The organism is Spirosoma terrae, from assembly GCF_010435915.1.
Taxonomy (GTDB): domain Bacteria; phylum Bacteroidota; class Bacteroidia; order Cytophagales; family Spirosomataceae; genus Spirosoma; species Spirosoma terrae.
Genome location: NZ_JAAFZH010000003.1, coordinates 40,853 through 58,398, shown reverse-complemented (window position 1 = coordinate 58,398; position 17,546 = coordinate 40,853). Strand labels below are relative to the sequence as shown.

Here is a 17,546-nt window from a genome sequence, read left to right as displayed (position 1 = left end):
AACAGAAGACTGATGTTCACACAATTCATTCGCCGACCCGTATTTGCTATCGTGATATCGATCATGATAGTCTTCATCGGGGTACTGGCAATCAAACAGTTACCGATTTCCCAATTCCCGGACATTGCGCCTACCACTGTAAACATATTTATTGATTATCCTGGCGCCAGTGCTGACGTACTGGTTAAATCCACGCTGATTACGCTGGAACAGGCCATCAACGGGGTTCAGGATATGCGATACATAGCCACCGATGCCACCAGCGCCGGTGAGGCTACCCTTCGGATCATTTTTGAGCCTGGAACAGACCCGAACGACGCCGTTATCAGGGTTAAAACACGGGTTGACCAGGTGATGCCGCTTCTACCTGAACTAGTTCAGCGCGAGGGGGTTATTATTACGCCTATTCAGCCTAGTATGCTGATGTACGTCAACCTGTACGCTAAAGAAAAAGGGATTGACGAAAAATTTCTCTTCAACTACGCTACGGTTAAAATGATCCCCGAAATTCAGCGGACCAAGGGGGTTGCCCGGGCGCAGATATTGGGTAGCCGCCGGTACGCCATGCGGGTTTGGTTGAACCCCGATCGTATGCGGGCTTACAATATTTCGGTAGAAGAAGTGATGAAGGCCATGGGTGAGCAGAGTATCATCGGGCGGCCGGGGCGGCTTGGTCAAAGCTCCGGTATAGCTGCTCAGTCGCTGGAGTACGTATTGACCTACAAAGGACGATATAGCGATCCCAAAGAATACGAAGGAATCATTATTCGCGCCAACTCATCGGGGGAAAGTATTCACTTACGCGATATTGGACGAGTTGAATTGGGTAGTGAATTCGTTAACATCTACTCCAATCTGGATGGTCATCCCTCAGCGGCTATCGTCCTGCGTCAAAACTACGGTAGTAATGCCAGCGATGTTATTGAGCAGGTAAAAGAGAAGCTCGAAGTGATGAAAGAATCGTTCCCTCCGGGCGTAGATTACAAAATCAGCTACGACGTATCGAACTTCCTGGATGCCTCCATTGAGCAGGTAATCGATACGTTGCGCGATGCGTTTATTCTGGTAGCATTCGTTGTATTCATATTCCTGGGCGACTGGCGGTCCACGCTGATTCCGATCCTGGCGGTTCCTGTGTCGCTGGTTGGGGCCTTCTTTGTGATTCAGGCATTTGGACTTTCCATCAACTTAATTACGCTGTTTGCGCTGGTACTCGCCATCGGTATTGTGGTCGATGACGCCATTGTGGTGGTGGAAGCCGTACACGCCAAAATGGAGGAAAAGCCCCATCTATCGCCTTTTGGGGCGGTGAAGCAGGTACTGGGTGAGATCAGCGGTGCTATTATCGCTATTACGCTGGTGATGGTGTCGGTATTCCTGCCGATCTCGTTCATGACGGGTCCCGTTGGTACGTTCTACCGCCAGTTCTCCATTACGATGGCAAGCTCCATTGTTATTTCAGCGCTGATCGCGTTGACGCTTACCCCGGTCTTATGCGCCATGCTGCTGAAAAACCATCATGGCCATGAGCAGAAGAAAAATTTCCTGACCAAGGCAATCGACAGCTTCAACCGGGGATTCGATAAAATGACGGGCCGCTACGTGAGCCTGCTACGTCTCATCGTGAATCGACGGGTTGTTACGGTTCTGGTACTGGGGGCTTTCTGTTTAGGTATCGCCTATGAGAATAAGATTCTGCCAGCGGGCTTCATTCCAAACGAAGACCAGAGCACGATTTATGCCATTATCCAGACCCCTCCGGGTACTACGCTGGAAAAAACCAACCAGGTTTCTCAGTCGCTCCAGAAAATTTGTGAAGAAGTACCGGGTATCGAGTCGGTGTCTTCGCTGGCTGGTTATGAGATTATGACGGAGGGCCGGGGTTCCAACGCTGGTACCTGTCTGATCAACCTGAAGCCCTGGGGAGATCGCTCTAAAAACGTGAAAGAAATCATGGAGGAGCTGGAAGGTAAAACCAGAGACCTGGGAGCGACCATCGAATTCTTCGAACCACCCGCCATTCCTGGCTTCGGTACGTCGGGCGGTTTCTCGATGCGTTTGCTGGATAAAAACACCGAAACAGATTACCATGAGTTTGATGTAGTGAACAAAAAATTCATGGAAGATCTGGGCAAGCGTAAAGAGCTGATGGGCTTGTTTACCTTCTTCGCGGCCAACTATCCACAATACGAGCTGGAAATCGACAATAACCTGGCCATGCAGAAAGGCGTATCGATCGGTAAAGCGATGGATAACCTCAACATCATGATCGGTAGTACGTACGAGCAGGGCTTCATCAAGTTTAACCAGTTCTTTAAAGTATACGTACAGTCCGACCCTAGCTTCAGACGGTTACCATCGGATATTCTGAAGCTGTTCGTTAAAAACGACGCGGGCGAAATGGTTCCTTACTCGGCCTTCATGAAACTGAAGAAAGGACAGGGGCCAAACGAGATTACCCGGTTCAATTTGTACAATTCAGCGGCCATTCAAGGGCAACCAGCCAAAGGATACACCACAGCAGATGCCATTGCCGCCATTCGGGAAGTGGCAGCCAAAACGTTACCGAAAGGCTATGACATCGCGTTTGAAGGTCTTTCGTACGACGAATCGATCCGGGGTAATGAGACGCTGATTGTCTTCCTGATCGTAGTATCGTTCGTGTATCTGGTGCTGGCCGCTCAATACGAAAGCTTCATTATTCCACTGGCCGTATTAACCTCGTTACCAGTTGGGATTTTTGGATCGTTCTTCCTGCTCAAAGCGATGGGACTGGAGAACAACATTTATGCGCAGATCGGCCTGATTATGCTGGTGGGTCTGCTGGGTAAAAACGCCGTACTGATTGTGGAGTTTGCCGTTCAGAAGCGACAGCAGGGCGACACGATTCTGAATGCAGCCATCGAAGGAGCCAAGGTTCGTTTCCGGCCTATTCTGATGACTTCGTTCGCTTTCGTGGCGGGTCTGATTCCGCTGATTGTTGCGAAGGGTGCCGGTGCCATCGGAAACCGTACCATTGGTGCTTCGGCTATGGGTGGTATGCTGTTCGGAACCATATTTGGCGTCATCATCATTCCCGGTCTGTATTACATATTCGGGAATATGGCCGATGGTCGTAAGCTGATCAAAGACGAAGACGAAAGTTCGTTAAGCGAGAATCTGGTACACTCGGTAGACAATTTCTCCCAACCTGAAGAAAGTTAGACAATGAGCAATAAACGAATAGTAAGCAGTTTAGGGATAACGCTTATCACCCTGATCACTGCCGGTTGTAGCGTTCCGCTTCTGGTTCAGAAAAAAGTCAATAAAACAGTACCTGCGAGTTATAACACCTCGCAGGATACTGTCAACACAGCGAAAACAGCGTGGCGGTCCTACTTTACCGATCCCTACCTGACAGCGCTGATTGACACCGCTCTGTACAACAACCAGGAGCTAAACATTACGTTACAGGAAATTCAGATAGCTAATAATGAAATCCAGGCTCGGCGGGGGGAATATCTCCCCTTCGTCCGGGTTGGTGGTGGAGCCGGTGTCGACAAAGTATCCCGCTACACTAGCCAGGGAGCCAGCGACGAAATCAGCGAAATCAAACCGGGCAAAGCAACGCCTTCAGTTTTGCCGAATACGTATTTCGGGGCTTTTGCTACCTGGGAAGTCGATATCTGGCACAAACTACGTAACGCCAAAAAGGCTGCGGTAGCGAGTTACTTCTCGTCTATTGAGGGGAAAAACTTTACGGTTACCAACCTGGTGGCCGAAATAGCTAACTCCTATTACGAACTGCTGGCTCTTGATAATCAACTGGGTATTATCCGCCAGAATATTGATATTCTGAGTAACGCGCTCAAGATAATCAAGCAGGAAAAAGAAGCCGCCAAAGTAACTGAACTGGCCGTTCGTCGATTTGAAGCGGAAGTTTACAAAACGCAGAGCCTTCAGTACGAAATTCAGCAGCGAATTATTGAAACAGAAAACCACATCAATTTTCTGGTAGGGCGTTTCCCTCAGCGGGTTCAACGCAATTCGCAGACTTTCGGTGATCTCACACCGGCTAAAGTATACGCTGGTGTTCCATCGCAGTTACTGGAAAACCGTCCTGATGTTCGGCAGGCAGAGTTGAAGCTGGAAGCAGCCAATTTGAGTGTCAGTGTAGCGAAGGCTAATTTCTATCCTTCACTGGGTCTTTCTGCTTCGCTGGGTGTCATGTCGTTTAGCCCGCTCTACTTAGGCAACGTACCCGAATCGCTGATTGCGTCGCTGGTTGGCGACATGATCGGGCCCGTGATCAACAAAAACGCCATTATTGCTACGTATAAAAGCGCCAATGCCAAGCAAATTCAGGCCGTTTACGATTACGAACGAACGGTCTTGAACGCCTATATTGAGGTGGCAAATCAGCTAGCTAACATTGATAACCTGGAGAAAAAATACACCATGAAAAATAACCAGGTGGATGCGTTAACCCAATCGACTACCATATCGCTCAAGTTATTCACCTCCGCCCGGGCCGATTACATGGAAGTATTGCTTACGCAGCGCGATGTACTCGAATCAAGAATGGAGTTGATCGAAACCCGTATGAAACAAATGAATGCTGCGGTCAATGCGTATCGGGCATTGGGTGGCGGCTGGCGCTAAAACCAGACTACCTCCAAAAAAGAAGAATCCGTTCAGGCCATCTACCTGAACGGATTCTTCTTTTCTCAGCCTATGGCACACTACGTAGCATCAATATCTGGCGCACTACAGTTACCTCCCGTAAAATTCTATAGTCCAGGCTACGTCTGCTTGCAAAAAAGCCTTTCTACTTCGACAATGATGTAGCAGGCTATTCAGAGCTGTTCTCGAAGAGCTTCAGTGCTTCATCATCCTTGTTGCGTACAATATGCTCCTTAAGCTGTGTTTTCAAGGTCGCAGTTATTTTTTCATACCCTTTCTGGCCGTATAAATTTTTCAGGTTGTGTGGATCTTTCTGAATGTCATACAACTCCCAGAAACTATCGGGTCCGTAAAAGCGCGCCAGAGTGTACCGCTCTGTTCGTAGTCCAAAATGAGGGGCTACACGATGCGGCTCCGGATATTCATAGTAGTGATAATACGCCTGATCCTGCCAGTTGGCGTTCTGTCCCTTCAGTACCGGCAGAAACGATTTCCCCTGCAGTTCCTTAGGAATAGCCGTACCGGTCATACTTAGTATCGTAGGAGCCCAGTCGACGTTCGAGACTACATTATGTACCTTCGTACCAGGTTTAATGACGTCTGGATAGCGGATCACGAACGGTGTTTTCAGCGATTCTTCGTAGATCCATCGCTTATCGAACCAACCGTGTTCACCCAGATAAAAACCCTGATCAGACGTGTAAATAACTACCGTATTTTTGGCCAGCCCGGTTTTATCCAGATAATCGAGCAGCTTACCAATATTGCGATCAAGCGAATTTGCTGTCGCTAAATAATCCCGCATATACCGCTGGTACTTCCACTCCACCAGGGCTTTTCCGCTAAGCTTCTTCTCATCAAATTCCCGACTTATACGGTTGTAATAGCCAGAAAAGGCTTTTTTCTGCTCAGGCGTGAGCCGACGATACGAACCATTTCTGACAAAATTTTCCAGTTGTTTATCCAGCGCTGGCGTCATCTCCTGCCCCCGAAAAAAGGCTTTGTGTAACTCCGCTTTCTCCTGGGCAACCTTGGCTTCATCAAGATCATAATCGACATGCACCTTGAGGTCTTCTTTTAGGCGCATGGTCTTATCGATCGTCATATCCTGCTTCTGGGCGGCCAGACGACCGTCATACTTGTCGTAGAAGGTGGGCGGTATCGGAAAGGTGATGTTATCGTAAGCCCCTAAGTCTTCAATAGCGGGCAGCCACTCCCGGTGTGTTGCTTTATGACCGACTACGAGAAAGAAAGGTTTGCTGGTGTTTCGCTTATCGAGCCACTCGGTCGAGAGTTGGGTTACTACGTCCGTCACGTAGCCTTCATACCGTTTGGTCTCGTTCTGTGAGTTAACAAAATCGGAGTTGTAGTAGCTACCATGACCGGGTAGAATATTCAGATAATCGAACCCGTGAGGCAGACTTCCCAGGTGCATTTTACCAACCCAGGCCGTCTGATAGCCATTTTTCTGTAGTTCTTCGGGGAAAACCGGCTGGTTGACATCGAAGACTTTCTCATTGAACTTATAACCGTTTGTGTGACTAAACTTTCCCGTTAGCAAGGTTGCCCGGCTAGGTCCGCAAATTGAATTGGAAACAATATTATTATGAAGAATAGCCCCTTCCCGGGCAATCCGGTCAATGTTCGGCGTTTTAGCCAGTTTACTCCCGTAGGCACTTATAGCCTGAGCGGTGTGGTCGTCGGAGATAATAAAAATAATGTTGGGTCGAGCCGATGGTGGCTCTGTTTCTGAGGCATTAGCTATGGGTTTAATTACATAGCTGGGCAACGTCAACGACAAACCCGCCAGCGCAGCAGAGCCAAGCAAGATGCGAACAATAAACGGTCGAATCATAGTTTACTAAGGGTTATGGAATGCAATAGCAACAGACAGACCCATCAAAAAAACAGTTATACCAGCCGAGGTAAACGCTTGGATTTACGTCCAGGCTTCACCTAAATTGACAGCTTGTGGCTTTTCACTTTACCTTTGCCTGATTAAGGCTTTAGATCAACCTGTTTCCTATTGAGTCATTTCGACACAATATACAGTTAAATTGAACTGCTCCCAAGGAAAATAATCATTCATGACAAATCATTCCTTACCCAGCAACGACCTGCAGGATGGTTCCGTCCATTTATTGCCGGCTGTTTCCATCGACAATGTCATTTTTGGCTTTCACCAAAATGCGCTGACGGTGTTATTGCTACAGGCTAAGAGTAATCAGAAATGGATGCTTCCGGGTGGTTTTGTGGGTAAAGAGGAAGATTTGGATACAGCCGCCATACGAATTCTAAATGCCCGTACTGGCTTAACCGATGTATTCCTGCAGCAATTTCACGTCTTTGGCAGTGCTAAACGGAATCGCAAGGAACATCTACGGGGCGTATTACAAACGCTGGGGATTGAACTGACGCCAGAAAGCTGGTTCATGCAACGCTTTATTACGATTGGCTATTATGCGCTGGTTAATTACGAGCAGGTGATTCCTCAGGCCGATGTTACCTCGCTTACCTGCGCCTGGCAGGATGTCAGTCAACTTCCTCCTATGCTGTTTGACCACGAAGCGATCATCGACAAAGCGTTGCAAGCCTTACGATTACAATTGAATTATCAGCCTATCGGCTATACGTTGCTACCGAAGGAATTTCCGCTGAAGAGTCTGCAAACCATATATGAAACCATTCTGGGCCGAAAACTGGACCGGAGTAATTTTAGTCGAAAAATCCTGTCCTACGGTATCTTAGAGAAAAAAGAAAAACACTACTCTGGTGCCGCCCACAAAGCGCCTTTTCTGTATTCATTTAAGGAAGAAACCTACTTCAAGGCATTGCAAAACGGCCTGAAAAAAGAATTTTAAGCCGCTAGCAAAAGCCGCCGTTGAAAACGACTAGACGGGTATTCAGCGAAACACCGTCCCCACAAACTCTTGTACAAATCGTTTCAGTCGATCCTTTATCCAGGCAGTAACTGACAAAAAAACGCAGGTTATAGGCCTGCGTTTTTGTCAATTATACCGTGGCCATATCAAACGGCAGTTTGCGAATCCGTTTGCCGGTTAGATCAAAAATAGCGTTGGTCAATGCCGGAGCGAAAGCGGGCAGACCGGGTTCGCCAACACCACCCGCATCGGCATCGTTTTCCATGATGTAGATATCGATGGGCGGAATGTCGGTGATACGTGGCAGTTGATATGAATAGAAATTCTTGTCGACCGGAATACCGTCTTTGAATGTTACCTGATGATGCGTAGCGGCTCCCAACGCCATCACAATCGACCCTTCAATCTGGGCTTTAATGGTGTCGGGATTAACGTACCAGCCGCAGTCCATAACCGCCCAGACGTGATCAATTTTCAGCTTACCATCGGCAGTACGCGACACTTTCACAACCTGCCCAACCGTGCTGGCGAAACACTCCGTAATAGCCGTACCGTAGCCTTCTTTTGCCTTCCGATTTTTCCAGCCCGATACGTCTTCCATTTTGTCGATGAGCTTGTTTAGCCGCTCTTCTTTCAGATGTTCGCGACGAAACGTTAGCGGGTCTTTACCGGCTTCAACGGCCAGTTCATCCAGAAAACTTTCGTAGGCAAAACCATTGGTCGACGCATACACCGACCGCCACCACATGGTTGGAATCGGCGTTTCGAACGGTACGTCCTGAATACTCAGGTTTTTGATGGTATCGAAATACGGCTTAAGAAAACCTTCAGACGCACTCCGATTGGGGGCATCTTTTTTACCGCCCTGCCAATGGCTGACATTTTGCCCAGCCAGCTTGACCTTAAAAGCGCTGATTTCACCATTATCCACAACGCCCTCGCATCGGTACGTAATACCGGGCCGATACGGTCCCTGCGTTGCGTCATCTTCGCGGGTCCAGATTACCTGTATCGGCGCGCCCACTTCTTTCGAAATCACCGACGCTTCGTGCGGGTAATCCATGAACGCTTTTCGACCGAAGCCGCCCCCCAGAAAGGTCATATTCACAATGACTTTTTCGCGGGGAATATTCATCTCCTTACTAATGTAATCCTGCACCCAATCCGGCGCCTGAATTGGGCCCCATATTTCGAGCTTATCCGGCTGATAATGAGCTACACAATTCAGTGGTTCCATGCAGCTATGGTACTGATAGGGCGTTTCGTACATCACGTCGAGTTTCTTCGGAGCCTGCGCAATAATAGCCGCCGGATCACCCTGCTTCTTGAACGATAAGCCTTCCTGCGTCTGGAGGGCTTCGCGCTGGCGTTTGTAGATTTCGTCGGTGCTCAGGTGTTCGAAACCGCTGTCGTCCCAAACCACTTTCAGCGCTTTTTTACCCTGCAAAGCCGCCCAGGTTGAATCGGCCACCACGGCGACACCTTCGCGATATGTATTGAAAACACCCATTCGGGTTTTTACTACGTATTTCACGCCGGGAATTTTACGGGCGGCACTATCGTCGAAGCTTTTCACTTTGCCGCGAAGCCGGGGATTTCGTTCAACAGCCGCGTACAGCATGCCAGGAATCTGTTTATCCAGTCCGAACGTAGCGGTGCCATTGGTTTTCAGCTTAGTATCCTGACGTAGCATCGGCTTACCGATGAGCTTATATTCCGACCGCTTTTTCAGCACTACGTTCTTCGGGGTTTCCAGCTTAGACGCATCGACAACCAGTTCGCCATAATTGGCTTTCTTGCCAGAAGGTTTGTGTATGACGTGTCCGGCTTCGGCGTAACAGTCTGCTTTTGCTACGTTCCAGTTGGCCGCAGCTGCCTGAATAAGCATTTCGCGGGCGGTGGCGCTCAGATTCAGCAGGTTTTTATACGAACCACGTACCGTTGAGCTTCCGCCGGTTATCTGATTACCGTATTTTTTCTGATCGCCTTTGGCAAAGACGATATTCACCTCATCCAGATTCACCTCCAGCTCTTCGGCTACCATTTGCGGGATGGCCTGATAAACACCCTGCCCCATTTCGGCGCGGTGACTGAAAATTGTAACCTTACCCGACGTATCAATGTGAATCCAGGCGTTCATCTCGACACCAAAATTCTCCGCTTCAGCGGCCTTAACTATTTTAGCGCCTTCACCGTGTTTGGGTACGTAAAAGCCCAGCGAGAAAACCGCTCCGGCCATGCCCGATATTTTCAGAAAATTTCTTCTGGAAACTGTCATCGTTTCGTTAATTAATAATGATGAATGGAGAGTTTATGGCTTCGGCGCATAAGCACCGGCTTTAATCCAGGTAGTCCAGGCCTTCGCGAATTCGGCGTGACTCATCGGCGGCAACGTCCGACCTTCGCCGGGATTCCAGCCAGCCAGCACTAACTCATCGTTGGCATGTTCCAATAACTGCTCCATGTTTTTGCCACCGTTCTGTTTAGGGTCAGCGAGTTGTTTGGCCAACTGATGCGGAGTCCGTCCCTCAAAAACCATTTTCATGGCTGCGGGTGGCAGATGCCAGTTCGGGTTACCCGGTGGCGTATGTAAACCCGGCGTATTGGTCGGCTGATGACAGTTCGAGCATTTCATCGCGTAAAGACCTTTGCCGTCCGTTCCTCGTCGCGGAGCCATTGTGTGCAGGTGACTATCGTCGCCCTGCAACGGTACGTCGCCCGCTGGGTGGCAGTTCATACAACGTGGGCTCATCAGTACTTTATACACATTGGCAAACGCTTTTACCGACGTAGCACTGTCTTTTTTGACGGGCGCATCCGTAGCGGATTCTGCGGCAGACGTAGTGCTACGTAGCGTAGCATTTGTGGTAAACGTAGTAGCCAGAATACCCATCGCCGATAGCAGAATGGCCAGCAAATAAATTGTTTTAAAAGGCATAACTGATGCATTTTTTCTGTCTAACCCTTACTCGTTTCTGCCAACTTTCCTGTCCATTCCGGCGGCCAGATGAATGGCTTTTCGGATGCGCAGATAGGTGCCACAACGGCAAATGTTACCCGCCATCGCCGTGTCAATATCCTCGTCGGTCGGGTTTGGATTTTCACGAAGCAGCACGGCGGCCGACATAATCTGGCCGGAATGACAATAGCCGCACTGCGGTACGTCGATTTCCTGCCACGCACGCTGAACAGGGTGGTCATTGTTAGCCGACAACCCTTCAATCGTCACCACCTTTTGCCCGCTAATCCGGCTCACTTTGGTAACGCAGGAACGTACCGCTTCGCCATTCAGGTGTACGGTACAGGCTCCGCACTGAGCTACTCCGCAGCCATACTTCGTACCCTTCAGACCAACCACATCGCGGATTGCCCAGAGTAGTGGCATTTGTGGATCGACATCGAGCGATTGCTCCCTGCCGTTGATGTTACACTTGATAATGGCCATACGTATAATCGTTAGAAAGTAAAACCCATTTTATGCTTTAACTCAGCCTGTTTAGTTATTCTTGATAAGGCCACCAACTAGGCCAGAACCTATTCGTTTCTGACCAGCAAAGCATTCATTACAACCAAGTCTCCAGCCGTTTGTTGTTCATACCAGCCTTTGCCCCTATTTGCCAGGCGAGAAAACACTCGATAGCCTATAAACCGGAGCACCATCTTCTCATTAACTCACAACTCAATAGAGACCGGCGCCGGTGAGACTTTATTATCTTCTTTATAATACTCCGCATTAACCTTCTTACTATCAATCACTTCAGGAGGAACAACAAGAGCAAAACGGTTATCCTGCCGTTTTACCGTATAGACAAATGGCTTATTCCTGATCGTTACAACAACCCGACACAGATCATGCGGGAGCGCCGACAAATCCAGTTTCCGCCGATATTGATCATGGTTGGTAAACTCCTCATACAACAACGACCTATCCCGCTGATCAATTACTTTGATGGAATAACGTAACCGGGTGGGGTTGTCCACGATCAGATATAGCCGACCCGTTGGATTAACATACGCATGAACCAGATATGGTTGGGCGGCAGAATCCGACAATTGCACTGTTGAGGACGCTTTTCGAGCATTTTTAACTAGAGTCGGGGTTGGTGGCAGATCTTCTATCGTGATTCTGGAACCCAGGAGCTGATTAGCCAGCAGTTGTTCCAACAAACGGTCAAACTGCTTCTCGTTTTTCGGCGTTAGTCGAATCCATTTCTCCGGCAGGATCTCCTCGTATAGGAGTTTGCTGCTGGGTCCAAAGAACTGAACCACCGTACTACGTGTCGTGGCCTGCGTTTTAAGCTGCCAATAGCCCCGGTTTATGTCGGCAACTTTACCATTTTCTACCACCGTTCTTTCCTGAAACTGCGACAGCCCCGGATACGCCTGCAGCAGGAGCAGAACCAGCCAGGCAAGCATCCGACAAGACTTTGTAGGCTTTAGCGAAAACCAGACATCCGTAGCTAATAAACAGCCAATAGCAGCGATCGTTTTAATGAATTGCATAGTCAAAGAGTGGGTTGTATTAGTTGAGACCGGATTACGTTACTAGTCAGCAAATCAACGGATTGACTCAATACAAACTATAGATTTTAGCCTAACAACGGTCTTGTTCATTCATACAACCGTATTGGCTTTGCCAGTGGTGTTGGACGAGAAAATCGGTTGTTTGTCGAGAACGATGCTCGTTGAGGTGTCCGGAACAGTAGTTAGTCAAGCAGGTACGTTTTTATCCGGAAAGAAGCTGTAATTTTACTAGTACATTGTCCGATTCTTCGCTGCCAATGGCTCGTTATCGTTTTCCCAATGCCTACCGGGAAGTCTGGGCTCAGGGCTTATTCTGGCTAGGCTATTTTTTATTCGAATGGCTTAATACGGGGGCTTACATGGATAATTTCCAGCAAAGTCTTTGTTTCATTACGCTCAATCTACCTTTGTTAGTTATAGCGGGTTACTGGCATTTGCTGGTTACGGTACGTCGTTTTCTGCTAAAAGGTCGCCTAACCGAATTCTGGCTGAGCTTATTGGCAGGAATTCTGGTATTTGGTCTACTCCGCCGGGGCATTAACTACAACTGGTATTATCCGGGTTATTATCCGGAGGCTCTCCATAAACCATACCTTTACTGGCCCAAGATTCTGGCCGAATCGATGCAGTTGCATTTAGTCATCGCGCTGTTCGTGGCGTCGGATCTGGTTCGCCATGCGCTTAACCAACAGCGATTAAGTGATACGTATCGCCGGGAAAAGCTCTCGGCCGAATATCGTCTGCTTCAATCGCAGGTTCAGCCCCATTTCTTATTCAATACGCTGAATAACCTGATTTCGGTGTCGATCCATCAACCGGCTCAGATGCCTCATTTACTCCAGCGACTGGCCGGTTTGCTTAGCTATCAGCTACACGAAAGCCACCGTCCCGAAGTATCCATTACGAAAGAAATGGATTATCTGTCGGACTATATTTCGCTGGAGCAAATTCGGTACGGCGATCGGCTCGACGTACAGACGAACTTTACGGATCTCATGAGTTTGTCGAACGTAATGATTCCGCCGATGCTACTATTACCCTTTGTGGAGAACGCGTTTAAGCACGGAGCTGCTCAAACGGAAACCAGTTGCTGGATTCAACTACACCTGTCGCGCAACGGCGATCGGCTGGTTTTCTCGGCCGAAAATTCTGTCCCGGACTGCTCAACTAATTCGTCCACAACGGGTTTAGGGTTAGCCAACTTAAAGAAGCGACTGGAAATTCTATTCCCCGACAACCACGAGCTGGTTACCTTGCAGGAAGATGGGCAGTTTCTGGCGGTCTTAAAATTTAATGTAAACTAATGGCTATCCGCTGTTTTGTGCTGGACGATGAACCCCTGGCAACCGATCTCCTTCAAGATTACATAGGCCGCTTACCCGATCTGGAACTGGCGGGCGTAACGAATAGCCCTACGCAGGCGCTACGTTTCCTACAGCAAACGCCAGTCGATGTTCTGTTTCTCGATATTCAGATGCCTCGTCTGACTGGTTTTGATTTGCTACGTCCACTAGGCTACCGGCCTAAAGTAATTTTCACAACCGCCTTCCGCGAGTATGCGCTGGATAGCTACGAATTTGACGTACTGGATTTTCTGGTAAAACCCATTTCGTTCGAGCGATTTTTGCAATCAGTGGGCAAAATTTATCGATTTTCGCCCAGCGCTCCCCCGCAGGCCGACGTACCGGAAACGCCAAAAGCGGGTAAAGACTACCAGTATTTCAAGGTCAACAAGGAGATGGTTAAGCTCTACCTGGAAGATATAGTATGGATTGAGAGCATCAAGGATTACGTACGAATCCATACTGTTTCGGGCCCGCTGGTATCTTATTTACGAATTAGTTATATGGAAGAAAAGCTACCACCGAACCAATTCGTACGGGTTCACAAATCATTTATCGTATCACTGGATCATATTCAGGCAGTTAGCGCTACGTATATTCGGGTCAACAATACCGAAATTCCGATTGGTCGTATTTATAAAGCCAAACTGGACGAAATACTTCAACGTGATTAAGCCAGACAGGTTTTATAAATAAAGCCGGACAGGTTTACTTTGTATTTATAAGTATGAGTACCTTACACAATCTATATCAGGATTAAAAAATGAGTATCAGAACCTTACTAGGTTTAGCTGGCCTTTCGCTGGCACTCCCATCATTTAGCCAATCGACATCGGCCTCGGTAGAAACGAAAGAGCCTAATTCGGCCTACAAATCGGCCTATACAGGACAAACCCGAATTGGTGCTATCAAATCAACAACAAACTACGAAGGCAAGGTCTTATCTGAAGCCCTTAAAAGCCCCTGGGGTATCACCAGCATGCCCGATGGGCGGCTCCTCATCACCGAAAAAGAAGGAACGATGCGGATCGCTACGGCTGACGGAAAACTCAGTGCCCCCATCACAGGAATTCCCAAAGTAAATCCATCAGGACAGGGTGGTTTGCTGGGCGTTCGGGTCGATCCGGCTTTCGCCCAGAACCGGATGATCTTCTGGGTGTTCTCAGAACCACTCGCCGACGGGAATTTAACGGCTGTAGCTAAGGGCAAACTCTCCGCCGACGAGAAAAAAATTGAAGGTGCTACGGTCATTTACCGGGCTACTCCGGCTTACAAAGGCAATCTGCACTATGGCGGGCGCATTCTGTTCGATAAGCAAGGAAACCTACTTATCAGTACGGGCGAACGGTCCGACAAAGTAACACGCCCACAGGCTCAATCGATCAACTCGGGTCTGGGGAAAGTGATTCATATCACGAAAGAAGGCAAACCGGTTGCCGGAAATCCATTTGCAGGCAAAGCCGATGCGCGGCCTGAGTTGTATTCGTATGGGCACCGGAACGTGCAGGGTCTGGCTTTCGATCCTGCCACGGGCGATCTGTGGGAAACAGAGTTTGGCCCACGTGGTGGTGATGAGCTGAACCGGGTTGAAGCGGGTAAAAACTATGGCTGGCCAACCATTACGTATGGTATTGAATACAGTGGCGAAAAAGTGGGGGAAGGCATCCAGCAGAAAGATGGTCTCGAGCAACCTGTTTACTACTGGGACCCGTCGGTATCGCCCAGCGGCATGACGTTTTATAGTGGCGACCGGATTCCGGAGTGGAAAAACAACCTGTTTATTGGTACGTTGAGCGGCATGCACATCATCCGGCTCGTGATTGAAAACAACAAAGTAGTCGGCGAAGAACGGCTACTAAGCGACCAATATCAGCGCTTCCGCGATATTACCCAAGGCAAAGATGGCGCTTTGTATGCCGTTACAGATCAGGGCAGACTCTACCGGATCGACAAGAAATAATAGCTTTCCGTCTGTCGTCTGACAGCATATAAAATTGGCTACCTGACCTGATGAACGCAAGCCTGGTAGCCAATTTTGCATTTAGAACGGCTTCCTGACAGAATCAACGTAACACTACGGTCAGGGGGGATATGATATCGTTTGCTTCCGATCTCGACAAACGACCGATTTTCTCGACAAACAGCACTAAGAAAGCCAGTACAGTTGTATGAACGACTGGTTTAGTCGTTAGGCTAAAAAGCAGAATCCGTAGCGATACGATGCGTTGATTTGTTAATCAATACCTGGAATTGACTCATGGGGAATACGACAAAATACCTCACAACTTGTAAAGTCCGTGTAGACAGAAGCATTTGGTTTATCGTGTTCATCTGCCTGCTGACCCTTATCGTTATGCTGCTGGGCAGTTGACAGAACTTTCACATACGTAATGGAAGCCCTCATTGATTTCAGTACTCAACTACCTACGTAGCTATGCCAAACCGCAGAAAATATCCGCTGAGACTGTATATAAACGGTACGCCTATTCAGGTCAGATTGATTGAAGGCGATTTATTCCAGTCAAAAAAGACGTATTACCGGGCTCATTATGAAGCGTCGGGGCAACTAATTGGCCAAACGGTCCATCAAGACGTTCATCGTCCCCAAAGAAACCAAGAATAAGTAGTTTGGAAAGCAGATACAGGATTTAGTATCTGCTTTTTTGATACGTATCAAATCAGTCTCCTATCGGATTTACTGAGCGTTTTTATGCCAAGAGAACGCGCTCTTTTACCTGGTCATTATTCTGCCGTTTCGTCCCTGTCAATCTTTTTGTAAATCAAAAATCAGAAACAGGCCGTTGTATAACTGGCAGACCCGTCAATTTTAAGGCTACTCTGCCAACAGGAATCTGTATATAAACGAACACTTGCCATGATCAAGAACATCCTGACACTCCTGACAGGTGCAACGCTAGCACTAACCTCCTGCACCCAGAATCCTTCAGAAGAAGCGTCGGCTATCGACACGGGAGCGCCGGTAGAAACGAATGATCCGAATACGGCCTACAAACCCGCTTTTGCCGGGCAAACCAGAATAGGCAGTGTAAAATCATCCACCAGCTATGAAGGCAAGGTACTGACCGATGCCCTCAAAAGTCCCTGGGGAATCACCAGTCTGCCCGACGGTCGGCTGCTGATTACGGAAAAAGCCGGTACCATGCGAATTGCTACCGCCGACGGTCAAATCAGCAATCCAATTACTGGCATCCCGCAGGTAAACTCGGCGGGGCAGGGTGGTTTGCTGGGTGTTCGGGTCGATCCGGCCTTTGACCAGAACCGGCTTATTTATTGGGTATTCTCCGAACAAGTTACCGGGGGCAATCTGACCTCCGTAGCGAAAGGCAAACTGTCAACGGATGAGAGCAAAATTGAAGGCGCTACGGTCATTTACCGGGCTACTCCGGCTTATAATGGTACGTTGCACTACGGCGGCCGGATACTGTTTGATCCACAAGGCAATTTATTTGTCAGTACGGGCGAGCGGTCCGATAGAGTCACGCGTCCGCAGGCTCAATCCCTTAATTCGGGTTTAGGGAAAGTGATTCATATTACCAAAGATGGCCAACCCGTTACCGGAAACCCGTTTGCGGGTCAGGCTAACGCCCGCCCTGAGTTATACTCGTACGGACACCGGAACGTACAGGGTCTGGCGTTCCATCCCGTTACGGGCGATCTGTGGGAGAATGAGTTCGGCCCACGAGGAGGTGATGAGTTGAACCGTATTGAAGCTGGCAAGAATTATGGCTGGCCAACCATTACGTATGGCCTGGAATACAGCGGTGAAAAAATTGGCGATGGCATCCAGCAGCAGGAAGGCCTCGAACAACCCGTTTATTACTGGGACCCTGTCGTATCGCCCAGCGGCATGACGTTCTACAGCAACGATAGCATTCCCGAATGGAAGAATAATCTGTTTATCGGGGCTTTGAGTGGTATGCACATCGCCCGGCTAGTAATTGAGAACAACAAAGTAGTCGGCGAAGAACGATTATTATCGGGCGAAGGACAGCGTTTCCGCGATATTACGCAGGGTAAAGATGGTGCTTTGTATGCGGTTACAGATCAGGGGCGATTGTATCGGTTGTTTAAAAAGTAATCGCGTTGCTCGCATTATATATGCGTATTTCTCGTG

General features: G+C 48.6%; 12 protein-coding genes. 7 read left to right on the top strand and 5 right to left on the bottom strand.

Translation table 11 applies throughout. From position 1 onward, the window contains the following. The first annotated feature begins 12 nt into the window (after positions 1-12). A complete protein-coding gene (locus GK108_RS08190; protein ID WP_163945645.1) occupies positions 13-3,204 on the top strand; it encodes an efflux RND transporter permease subunit in 3,192 nt (1,063 codons plus the stop codon). 3 nt (positions 3,205-3,207) lie between these two features. After that, positions 3,208-4,641, top strand: coding sequence for a TolC family protein (locus GK108_RS08185; protein ID WP_163945642.1), 1,434 nt, complete (start codon positions 3,208-3,210; stop codon positions 4,639-4,641). Positions 4,642-4,831: 190 nt separating this feature from the next. On the opposite strand, the gene GK108_RS08180 is transcribed toward GK108_RS08185, so the two are convergent. Beyond that, positions 4,832-6,517, bottom strand: a complete 1,686-nt coding sequence (locus GK108_RS08180; RefSeq protein ID WP_163945640.1) for a sulfatase family protein — start codon at positions 6,515-6,517, stop codon at positions 4,832-4,834. Positions 6,518-6,749: 232 nt separating this feature from the next. Here GK108_RS08180 and GK108_RS08175 point away from each other — a divergent pair, with 232 nt between their 5' ends. Further along, a complete protein-coding gene (locus GK108_RS08175; protein WP_163945639.1) occupies positions 6,750-7,523 on the top strand; it encodes an NUDIX hydrolase in 774 nt (257 codons plus the stop codon). Between the two features lie 151 nt (positions 7,524-7,674). On the opposite strand, the gene GK108_RS08170 is transcribed toward GK108_RS08175, so the two are convergent. The 4 genes from GK108_RS08170 to GK108_RS08155 all read right to left on the bottom strand — a co-directional run bounded on the left by GK108_RS08170 (position 7,675) and on the right by GK108_RS08155 (position 12,047). After that, the gene (locus GK108_RS08170; protein WP_246224754.1) at positions 7,675-9,822 is read right to left on the bottom strand and encodes a molybdopterin cofactor-binding domain-containing protein; all 2,148 of its coding nucleotides are present in this window, start codon (positions 9,820-9,822) and stop codon (positions 7,675-7,677) included. Positions 9,823-9,855: 33 nt separating this feature from the next. After that, complete coding sequence (locus tag GK108_RS08165) at positions 9,856-10,482, bottom strand: hypothetical protein (protein ID WP_163945637.1); 627 nt, start codon at positions 10,480-10,482, stop codon at positions 9,856-9,858. A gap of 27 nt (positions 10,483-10,509) precedes the next feature. Continuing rightward, entirely contained in the window at positions 10,510-10,989 is a 480-nt protein-coding gene (locus tag GK108_RS08160) for a (2Fe-2S)-binding protein (protein WP_163945634.1), read from the bottom strand. Between the two features lie 227 nt (positions 10,990-11,216). Then, positions 11,217-12,047 carry a hypothetical protein gene (locus GK108_RS08155; RefSeq protein WP_163945632.1) on the bottom strand — a complete coding sequence of 277 codons (831 nt, stop codon included), beginning with the start codon at positions 12,045-12,047 and terminating at the stop codon, positions 11,217-11,219. Positions 12,048-12,325: 278 nt separating this feature from the next. Between GK108_RS08155 and GK108_RS08150 the strand changes: the two genes are divergently transcribed. The 4 genes from GK108_RS08150 (at position 12,326) to GK108_RS08135 (ending at position 17,510) form a co-directional block, all read left to right on the top strand. Continuing rightward, on the top strand, positions 12,326-13,372 hold the full coding sequence (locus GK108_RS08150) for a sensor histidine kinase (RefSeq protein ID WP_163945630.1): 1,047 nt from the start codon (positions 12,326-12,328) through the stop codon (positions 13,370-13,372). Next, complete coding sequence (locus tag GK108_RS08145; RefSeq protein WP_163945627.1) at positions 13,372-14,085, top strand: LytR/AlgR family response regulator transcription factor; 714 nt, start codon at positions 13,372-13,374, stop codon at positions 14,083-14,085. Before GK108_RS08150 ends, GK108_RS08145 begins: the two co-directional genes overlap by 1 nt. A gap of 89 nt (positions 14,086-14,174) precedes the next feature. Further along, positions 14,175-15,371: a PQQ-dependent sugar dehydrogenase gene (locus GK108_RS08140; protein WP_163945625.1), complete on the top strand. Its 1,197-nt coding sequence runs from the start codon at positions 14,175-14,177 to the stop codon at positions 15,369-15,371. Positions 15,372-16,286: 915 nt separating this feature from the next. Further along, positions 16,287-17,510: a PQQ-dependent sugar dehydrogenase gene (locus tag GK108_RS08135; RefSeq protein ID WP_163945622.1), complete on the top strand. Its 1,224-nt coding sequence runs from the start codon at positions 16,287-16,289 to the stop codon at positions 17,508-17,510. Positions 17,511-17,546 lie beyond the last annotated feature (36 nt).

Bases quoted from the DNA above. Each gene is read 5' to 3' on its own strand.
- GK108_RS08190 (WP_163945645.1), top strand. From the start codon at position 13: ATGTTCACACAATTCATTCGCCGACCCGTATTTGCTATCGTGATATCG.
- GK108_RS08185 (WP_163945642.1), top strand. From the start codon at position 3,208: ATGAGCAATAAACGAATAGTAAGCAGTTTAGGGATAACGCTTATCACC.
- GK108_RS08180 (WP_163945640.1), bottom strand. From the start codon at position 6,517: ATGATTCGACCGTTTATTGTTCGCATCTTGCTTGGCTCTGCTGCGCTG.
- GK108_RS08175 (WP_163945639.1), top strand. From the start codon at position 6,750: ATGACAAATCATTCCTTACCCAGCAACGACCTGCAGGATGGTTCCGTC.
- GK108_RS08170 (WP_246224754.1), bottom strand. From the start codon at position 9,822: ATGACAGTTTCCAGAAGAAATTTTCTGAAAATATCGGGCATGGCCGGA.
- GK108_RS08165 (WP_163945637.1), bottom strand. From the start codon at position 10,482: ATGCCTTTTAAAACAATTTATTTGCTGGCCATTCTGCTATCGGCGATG.
- GK108_RS08160 (WP_163945634.1), bottom strand. From the start codon at position 10,989: ATGGCCATTATCAAGTGTAACATCAACGGCAGGGAGCAATCGCTCGAT.
- GK108_RS08155 (WP_163945632.1), bottom strand. From the start codon at position 12,047: ATGCAATTCATTAAAACGATCGCTGCTATTGGCTGTTTATTAGCTACG.
- GK108_RS08150 (WP_163945630.1), top strand. From the start codon at position 12,326: ATGGCTCGTTATCGTTTTCCCAATGCCTACCGGGAAGTCTGGGCTCAG.
- GK108_RS08145 (WP_163945627.1), top strand. From the start codon at position 13,372: ATGGCTATCCGCTGTTTTGTGCTGGACGATGAACCCCTGGCAACCGAT.
- GK108_RS08140 (WP_163945625.1), top strand. From the start codon at position 14,175: ATGAGTATCAGAACCTTACTAGGTTTAGCTGGCCTTTCGCTGGCACTC.
- GK108_RS08135 (WP_163945622.1), top strand. From the start codon at position 16,287: ATGATCAAGAACATCCTGACACTCCTGACAGGTGCAACGCTAGCACTA.